10 protein-coding genes are annotated in these 7,607 nt (G+C 66.3%); 5 read left to right on the top strand and 5 right to left on the bottom strand.

Features of this window, described 5'->3' with window-relative positions; translation table 11 throughout:
- The 5 genes from MVA01S_RS02440 to MVA01S_RS02460 all read left to right on the top strand — a co-directional run bounded on the left by MVA01S_RS02440 (nucleotide 1) and on the right by MVA01S_RS02460 (nucleotide 3,266).
- Entirely contained in the window at nucleotides 1-846 is an 846-nt protein-coding gene (locus MVA01S_RS02440; protein ID WP_003928233.1) for a TauD/TfdA dioxygenase family protein, read from the top strand.
- A 2-nt stretch (nucleotides 847-848) separates the two neighbouring features.
- A complete protein-coding gene (locus MVA01S_RS02445) occupies nucleotides 849-1,394 on the top strand; it encodes a carboxymuconolactone decarboxylase family protein (protein ID WP_003928234.1) in 546 nt (181 codons plus the stop codon).
- Nucleotides 1,395-1,492: 98 nt separating this feature from the next.
- Complete coding sequence (locus tag MVA01S_RS02450) at nucleotides 1,493-2,776, top strand: cytochrome P450 (protein WP_003928235.1); 1,284 nt, start codon at nucleotides 1,493-1,495, stop codon at nucleotides 2,774-2,776.
- Complete coding sequence (locus tag MVA01S_RS02455; RefSeq protein ID WP_040539672.1) at nucleotides 2,773-2,964, top strand: ferredoxin; 192 nt, start codon at nucleotides 2,773-2,775, stop codon at nucleotides 2,962-2,964. Before MVA01S_RS02450 ends, MVA01S_RS02455 begins: the two co-directional genes overlap by 4 nt.
- A gap of 17 nt (nucleotides 2,965-2,981) precedes the next feature.
- Complete coding sequence (locus MVA01S_RS02460; protein ID WP_003928237.1) at nucleotides 2,982-3,266, top strand: DUF1330 domain-containing protein; 285 nt, start codon at nucleotides 2,982-2,984, stop codon at nucleotides 3,264-3,266.
- 17 nt (nucleotides 3,267-3,283) lie between these two features.
- On the opposite strand, the gene MVA01S_RS02465 is transcribed toward MVA01S_RS02460, so the two are convergent.
- From MVA01S_RS02465 to MVA01S_RS02485, 5 genes are all read right to left on the bottom strand, one after another.
- Nucleotides 3,284-4,063, bottom strand: coding sequence for an alpha/beta fold hydrolase (locus MVA01S_RS02465; protein WP_003928238.1), 780 nt, complete (start codon nucleotides 4,061-4,063; stop codon nucleotides 3,284-3,286).
- Between the two features lie 4 nt (nucleotides 4,064-4,067).
- Nucleotides 4,068-5,273 carry a cytochrome P450 gene (locus MVA01S_RS02470; RefSeq protein ID WP_003928239.1) on the bottom strand — a complete coding sequence of 402 codons (1,206 nt, stop codon included), beginning with the start codon at nucleotides 5,271-5,273 and terminating at the stop codon, nucleotides 4,068-4,070.
- The gene (locus MVA01S_RS02475; RefSeq protein WP_003928240.1) at nucleotides 5,270-5,470 is read right to left on the bottom strand and encodes a ferredoxin; all 201 of its coding nucleotides are present in this window, start codon (nucleotides 5,468-5,470) and stop codon (nucleotides 5,270-5,272) included. The genes MVA01S_RS02470 and MVA01S_RS02475 overlap by 4 nt, the downstream gene beginning before the upstream one ends.
- Nucleotides 5,467-6,669: a cytochrome P450 gene (locus MVA01S_RS02480; RefSeq protein ID WP_003928241.1), complete on the bottom strand. Its 1,203-nt coding sequence runs from the start codon at nucleotides 6,667-6,669 to the stop codon at nucleotides 5,467-5,469. The genes MVA01S_RS02475 and MVA01S_RS02480 overlap by 4 nt, the downstream gene beginning before the upstream one ends.
- A 109-nt stretch (nucleotides 6,670-6,778) precedes the next feature.
- Nucleotides 6,779-7,594, bottom strand: coding sequence for an NAD(P)-dependent oxidoreductase (locus MVA01S_RS02485; protein WP_040539674.1), 816 nt, complete (start codon nucleotides 7,592-7,594; stop codon nucleotides 6,779-6,781).
- Nucleotides 7,595-7,607 lie beyond the last annotated feature (13 nt).

Below are 7,607 nucleotides of genomic sequence, written 5' to 3' on the forward strand. Positions count from 1 at the left end.
ATGAAAGTTCTGAGCATCAACAAGCTCACCGCGTCCGTCGGCGCCGAGGTCGTCGGCCTCGACCCGCAGCACCTGGGCGTCGACGCAGCGCTCGGGGACGCGCTGCTGGATGCGCTGGAGGAGAACGGGGTGCTGGTGCTGCCGGGTCTGCATCTCAATCCCATTGCACAGGTGGAGTTCTGCCGCCGTCTCGGTGGTATCGACCACTCCTCGGACGGTCACCATCCGGTCGCCGGGATCTATCCGGTCACGCTGGACAAGTCGAAGAACTCGTCGGCGGCGTATCTGCGGGCGACGTTCGACTGGCACATCGACGGTTGCACCCCGATCGGGGACGAGTATCCGCAGAAGGCGACCGTGCTGTCGGCCAAACAGGTCGCCGACAGCGGCGGGGAGACCGAGTTCGCAAGCTCCTACGCCGCCTATGACGGGCTGAGCGACGACGAGAAGCAGCGGTTCGCGACGCTGCGCGTGGTGCACTCCCTGGAGGCGTCCCAGCGCCGGATCACCCCGAACCCGACGCCCGAACAGCTGCAGCGGTGGCGGTCGCGGCCCACGCACGAGCATCCGCTGGTCTGGACTCATCGGACCGGTCGAAAGTCGTTGGTGCTCGGAGCTTCCGCGGACTACGTCGTCGGAATGGACCTCGAGGAGGGGCGGGCGCTGCTCGGCGATCTGCTGGACCGCGCGACCACTCCGGACAAGGTGTACAGCCACACCTGGTCGGTCGGCGACACCGTCATCTGGGACAACCGCGGCGTACTGCACCGGGCGGCCCCCTACGACGAGAGTTCGGCCCGAGAGATGTTGCGCACCACTGTGCTCGGCGACGAACCGATCCAGTAGCGATGACCGACGCTGTCCGGCCGAGGCTGGTGCCGTTGCCCGACGAGGAGTGGGACGACGAGATCCGTGCGGCACTGAGCCCGCTGCTGCCCGGGCAGCGGGCCAACCCCCGCGACGCCGGCAACGTGCTGGGCACCCTTGTCCGCCATCCGGATCTGACCCGCTCCTACCTGCACTTCAACGCGCACCTACTGCGCGCGTCGACGTTGTCGGACCGGGTCCGCGAGGTCGCGTTGCTGCGCGCCGTGCACGTGCGCCGGTCGGACTATCTGTGGGACCACCACCTGCCGCTCGCGCGGCGCGCGGGGCTCACCGACGCCGAGATCGACGCGATCGCAGAAGGCGACCCCGTTGACACCCTCGACCGACTGCTGGTGCGCACCGTCGACGAACTGAACGCCACCAACACCGTCGGCGACGCCACGTGGTCGGCACTGCGGGAACACTTCGACGAGCGTCAGATCCTGGATCTGCTGTTCACCATCGGCTGCTATCAACTACTGGGCGCGGCGGTGAACGTGTTGGGCGTACTTCCCGAATCGCAGTGAGCGCGTTCTCGTTGACGCCGTGGGCCCGGTATGTAAACCTGATACGCAATAATGAGAATCGCGTTCTCGCAGCCCGGGATCGTCGGAACGGAGTGAATATGGCCGAAGACCTCACCGCGGTGGATTTCTTCAGGGACAGTCGCCTGACGGACGACCCGTACACGTTCTACGAAGCGTTGCGCGACAAGTGCCCGGTGGCGCGTGAAGACCACTACGGCGTCACGATGGTCACCGGATGGCAGGAAGCCGTCGACGTCTACAACGACGCCGACGCGTTCTCGTCCTGCATCTCGGTGACCGGCCCCTTCCCGGGTTTCCCGGTGCCGCTGGACGAGCACCGCGACGAAGACATCTCCGAGCTGATCGAGAAGCACCGCGACGAGATCCCGTTCAGCGACCAGCTGCCCACGCTCGACCCGCCGACACACACCAACCACCGGGCGCTGCTGATGCGCCTGATCACGCCCAAGCGTCTCAAAGAGAACGAAGACGCCATGTGGCAGCTGGCCGACGACATCCTCGACGACTACCTGGCGCCGGGGCAGGGCGAGTTCATCAAAGGGTTCGCGGCGCCGTTCACGCTGCGGGTGATCGCCGACCTGCTCGGTGTCCCGGAGGGCGACCGACCGGAACTGCTGGAGCGGCTCGCCAAAGGCACCCACGGCAGCGGCCTCGGCAACGCCGAGAAGGCGCTGACCAAGACACCGCTGGAGTACCTGTACGAGGTCTTCGCCACCTACGTCGAGGATCGACGCGCCGAGCCGCGCGAAGACGTGCTGACCGGCCTGGCCACGGCGACGTTCCCGGACGGCACCGTGCCGGAGGTCGGCGACGTGGTCCGCGTGGCGACCAACGTGTTCTCCGCCGGCCAGGAGACCACCGTGCGACTGCTGAGCACGGCGCTCAAGGTGATCGGGGAGCGCCCCGACGTTCAGGAGCAGCTGCGTGGCGACCGCAGTCTGCTGACGAACTTCATCGAGGAGTGCCTGCGCATCGAGAGCCCCGTCAAGGGGGATTTCCGGATGTCGCGCGTGCCCACCACCATCGGTGACCAGCAACTCGGCGCAGGCTGCACGGTGATGGTCATCAACGGCGCCGCCAACCGCGATCCGCGCCGCTTCGAGGACCCCGACACCTTCGACCCGGCACGCAAGAACGCGCGACAGCACCTGGCGTTCGGCCGCGGGATCCACAGCTGCCCCGGCGCACCGCTCGCCCGTGCCGAGACCCGGGTCGGTCTGGAGCGACTTCTGGACCGCACCACCGACATCCGCATCTCGGAAAGCGAGCACGGCCCGGCGGGCAGCCGGCGCTACAACTACATCCCGACCTACATCCTGCGGGGACTGACCGAACTGCACCTGGAGTTCGACGTTCGATGAAAGTGATGGTCGACGAGGACCGGTGCGCCGGCCACGGCATGTGCCTGACGCTGTGCCCGGACGTATTCCAGATGACCGATGACGGCTGGGCCGTCGCCGACCCCGAGACGGTGCCCGCCGGCCTCGAAGATGCCGCCCGCGAGGCCATCAGCAGCTGTCCCGAACGAGCAATTCGCGAAATCGACTGAGAGCAGGAGACACAACAGTGGCCAAGGGCTATGTGATCATCACCGAGGACATCAAGGACGCCGCGGGTATGGCCGAGTACGCCAAGCTTGCCGGTAAGACGATGGCCAACGCCAAGGTGCTGGCGTTCGGTCCGGCGGCCGAGACCCTCGAGGGTCAGTGGCACGGCACCCAGACGGTGCTGCTGGAGTTCGACTCGGTGGATGCGGCGAAGGAGTGGTACTACTCCGACGAGTACCAGGAGGCGGCCAAGCTACGCCAGGCTGCGGCCGATTGCAACGGGGTCATCGTCGCCGGGTTCTGACGGCGCACCCGCGGTGATCAGTAGGGGGACAACGCCGCCACCGCTGTAGTGGTCGTCGCACGAACCAGCAGCTCGGCGAGCTCGCGGGGCCGGGACAGGAACGGCGAATGCGATGCGTCGATCGACAGCTGATCGACGCCGAGCCTGCGGGCTACGGTGTCGGCGAGCCAGCGGGGCATCGACCGGTCCTGCTCGCAGACGACGAAACTGCGAGGCAACTCAGCAGCCCAGAAGGTCGGCACCGACACCGGGGTGACGGTGGTGTCGCCGAACCGCTCCGGGCCGAGCCGGTCGAACGCCCACCGCGCGGTGGCTTCGTCGCAGTCGTGGTAGAAGTACTTCCACGCACCGTCGAAATCGGCGAACCACATCGCGCCGTCATCGTCGAACCGCAAGTACCCCAACATCTCTCCGACGTCGCCGTCGAACTCGTCGCCGAGATCGTCAGCGCCGTCGCGCATCGCCATCGCCTCGGGGTAGGTGCGGCCCTCCCGCGGCAACGCCGCCGCGAGGTAGACGATGTGGCGCACCAGATCCGGCCTCGCGTCCGCGGCCAGAGTGGCGTCGAAGCCACCGCCGGAATGACCGACCAGCACAGCGGGTTCGCCGTCAGCGCCTGCCAGGGCAGAGACGATGGTGTCGCGCCGATTGGCCAGGGTCGACTCCTCGTCGACCCGCGCACCGTGACCGGGAAGGTCGACCGCCACGGCGTCATGCCCCAGTGTTCGCAGTTCTGCGATGGTGCGTTCCCAGCACCACGCGGCGTGGAAGCCGCCGTGAACGAGAACGAAACGCATTCCGCTAGCTGAGCACTCGCACGGGCACATGGGACCAGCCCGCGACATTCTGCATGGCCACCCGCCGGCAGTCGTCCCACAGCACCTCGTAGCGCGGCATGAAGTCGAGAAGCCGTTCCAGCGCGATCGCACTTTCCATCCGGGCCAACGCCGCACCCAGGCAGCTGTGCACCCCGTAACCGAAGCCGAGATTCTGCGCCTCGGTGCGGTCCCGGTCGATGTCGAACTTCTCGGCATCGGTGAATGCCGCAGGGTCCCGGTTGGCTGATCCGCCCAGCAGGAAAACGGGTTTACCCGCCGGAATGGTGACGCCGTGCAGGGTGACCTCGCGCATGGAGCGTCGCACGTTGTACTGGGCGGGCGCCTCGTAACGCAACAGTTCCTCGACCGCTGCCGGAATCTTGCTGCGGTCGTCGAGGAGCTTCTGCCACTGATCGGGGTTCTGGGCGAACGTCACGGCCGCGTTGCCGATCAGCTTGGTCACGGTTTCCGCGCCGGCACCGCCCAGAAGGGTTGCGAAGCCGGCGATCTCGACGTCGGTGAGACGTTCCTTCTGTCCGTCCTCGCGTTCGATCTCGGCCTGTACCAGGCGGGTGAACATGTCGTCCTGAGGTTCGTCGCGGCGCTGCTGGATCAGTTCGAAGTACAGCCCCATGGCTTGCGCCACGGCCTCCTGGCCCTCGGGGGACATCTCGATCTGACCGGGCTCGCGATGCAGCGAGGTGTCGACCCATCGGCGCACCTGCTGCCTGCGGTGCGCCGGCACACCCAACATCTGGGTGATCACCTCGACCGGGAAGAATGCCGCGAAATCCTGGACAACGTCGAAGCGGTCCGTATCGGCCGCAGCGAAGCATCGGTCGATGGTCTCGACCACCATCGGCTTCAGGTTCGCGATCTGACGCGGCGTGAACACCTTGTTGACCAGGCTGCGCATCTGCCGGTGTTCGGGCGGATCCATCAAGATGATCATCTTCATCGGCACCGGCGCGCCGGACTTCACCATGGCCAGATCGAGACCGTAGGCCGACGAGAACGTCTCGTAGTCCTTGAACGCCGCAGCGACGTCGGCGTGCCGGGACAACGCGTAGAAGTCGTGCTCGGCGTTGTAGTACACCGGCGCCTCGTCGCGCAGACGCCGGTACAGCTCCCAGGGGCCGTTGAAGAACTCCTCGGAGAACGGGTCGAAGACGAGTTCGGCGGCGGTCACTCGTCGACGATCGAGATCGCTTGTCGCGGGCATTGGCGTACCGACTCCCGGACCCCCTGTTCGTTCTCCGGCGTCACCTCGTCCTGCAGGACGTGCAGGTAGTCGTCTTCGTCGAGATCGAACACCTCCGGGATGATGCCCATGCACACCCCGTTGCTCTCGCACAGGCCGAAATCGACCACAATCTTCTGGCTCATTTCAGCACCCTCACCGGCACATGGTGATATCCGGCGACGTTCTGCATGTGCACCTTCTGCAAGCCGTCGAAATCGACCTCGAAACGCGGCATGAAGTCCAGCAGGTGCTCCAGCGCGATCGCGGTCTCCATCCGAGCCAGTGCCGCGCCGAGGCAACTGTGAATGCCGTAGCCCAGCCCGAGGTTCTGCGACTGGGCGCGGTCGCGGGTGATGTCGAATGTCTCGGCGTCGTCGAAGGCGCGGGAATCTCGGTTGGCGGCCGCCTTCATCAGGAACACCGGCTTGTTCGCCGGGATGGTGCCGCTGGGCACGTGGGCCTCTTTGAGGGTGAAGCGCACGTTGTACTGCACCGGTCCGACGTAGCGCAACAGTTCCTCGACGGCGGCGGGGACCAGGCTGCGATCGTCGAGCAGCATCTGCCACTGCTCGGGATGGCGGGCGAATTCGACCACTGCGCTGCCGACCAACTTGGTGACCGTCTCGGCCCCAGCGCCGCCCAACAATGAGGTGAAGCCGGTGATCTCGATGTCGTCGAGCTTGCGCATCTCGCCGTTCTCGCCGGGAATCTCCGCGGCGATCAAGCGGCTGATCATGTCGTCCTGAGGATTGCGCCGTCGCTCCTGCGTCAAGCTGTAGTAATACATACCGGAGTCGATGTGGGCCTGCATGCTCCGCTCGCTCAGTCCCATTCGGCCGGGCTCGCGCTCCAGTCCCACGTCGATCCAATGCCGGACCTGCTGCCGGAACTCTTCGGGCACGCCTGCCATCCGGGTGATCACCTCGACCGGGAAGGGGCCCGAGAAGTCCTGCACCACGTCGAAGTTGTCCGGGTCGACCTTGCTCAGGTAGTGCTCGACGAGTTCGATGACCGTCTCGCGTTGCGACTGGATCGCGCGTGGGGTGAAAGCCTTGTTGAGCAGGCTGCGCATATGTCGGTGGTCCGGCGGATCCATGAAGATGATCGACTTCATCGGTTTGTCTTCGGAGCGGATCATGTCGAGGTCGCAGCCCTGGCTTGAGGAGAACGCCTCGTGGTCCTTGAGTGCAGCCGCGACATCCGCATGCCGGGTCAGCGCGTAGAAATCCTGATGCTCGTTGTAGTAGATCGGCGCCTCGTCACGCATCCGCCGATAGATCGCATACGGATCGTCGAAGTAGTCCTGCGAGACGGGATCGAAGTGGAGTTCAGGAGCGGTCATCGGTGTTCCTCCGTCGCGGCTACTGGGGCCGGAAGCGTTACGAGAAGTGCGTTTACCGTAACGCTAACAGTTTCCTGTGGTCCAGCAATGGATTCTGCGGTGTTGGTCCTCAGTCAGGCTTCCCGCCGGCCGGTGCGCCGACCACCACGTCGAGAAGCCCTTCGAGTAAGCCCAGGTCGCCGCCCACCTCGGCGGCCACCTCGCGCACCACTGCGACATCCTTGCCGAGAAACTCGCCGACCGACTCGATGAACGACTGCACCGACCCCCGCGCACCGGCGATCTCGGCGGCGCGGCTGGCCCCGCTTCCGTGCCCGACCGCTTCCAGCAAGCCGTCCTCGCGCACTCCCACGTGCGCGGCGAACGAGGCTGCCTCACGCAACATTCCGAGCTGCGCGGCAAACATCGCGTTGTTCAACAGCTTCACCCACTGGCCCGCCCCCAGACCCCCGACATGCAGGATCGGGTCACCGTACGCGGCCAGCGTGGGACGGGCCGACTCCAGGGCCGTCGCATCCCCGCCGACGAACAACGTGATGTTCCCGGCCGCGATATCGTGCGGTCCACCGCTGACCGGCGCGTCGAGCACGGAGATCCCCGGCGCCGCCGCGGCCAGCAGGTCGGCGGTGCGCGGGCTGCCAGTGGTGTGCACGACCAGCACCGAATCGGCTGGCATGGCGGCGAGCAGTCCGCCGTCCAGACATGTCTCGCGCACCTGGGCATCGGTGAAGACGCAGATCACCACCACGGCGGCGCCGACGGCTACCTCGTCGAGTCCGGTCACCGCGGTGGCGCCGAGTTCTGAGATGGCGGCGCACTTCTCGGTCGACCTGCCCAGCACCCGCACCTCGTGGCCGGCCTTGACGAGGCGCTCCACCATCGGGGCACCCATGCGGCCCGCACCGACGAACCCGACGGTGCTCATCGGGTTGCTCTGC

The sequence above is a fragment of the Mycolicibacterium vaccae NBRC 14118 = CIP 105934 genome, assembly GCF_001552715.1.
GTDB classification, from domain to species: Bacteria; Actinomycetota; Actinomycetes; order Mycobacteriales; family Mycobacteriaceae; genus Mycobacterium; species Mycobacterium vaccae.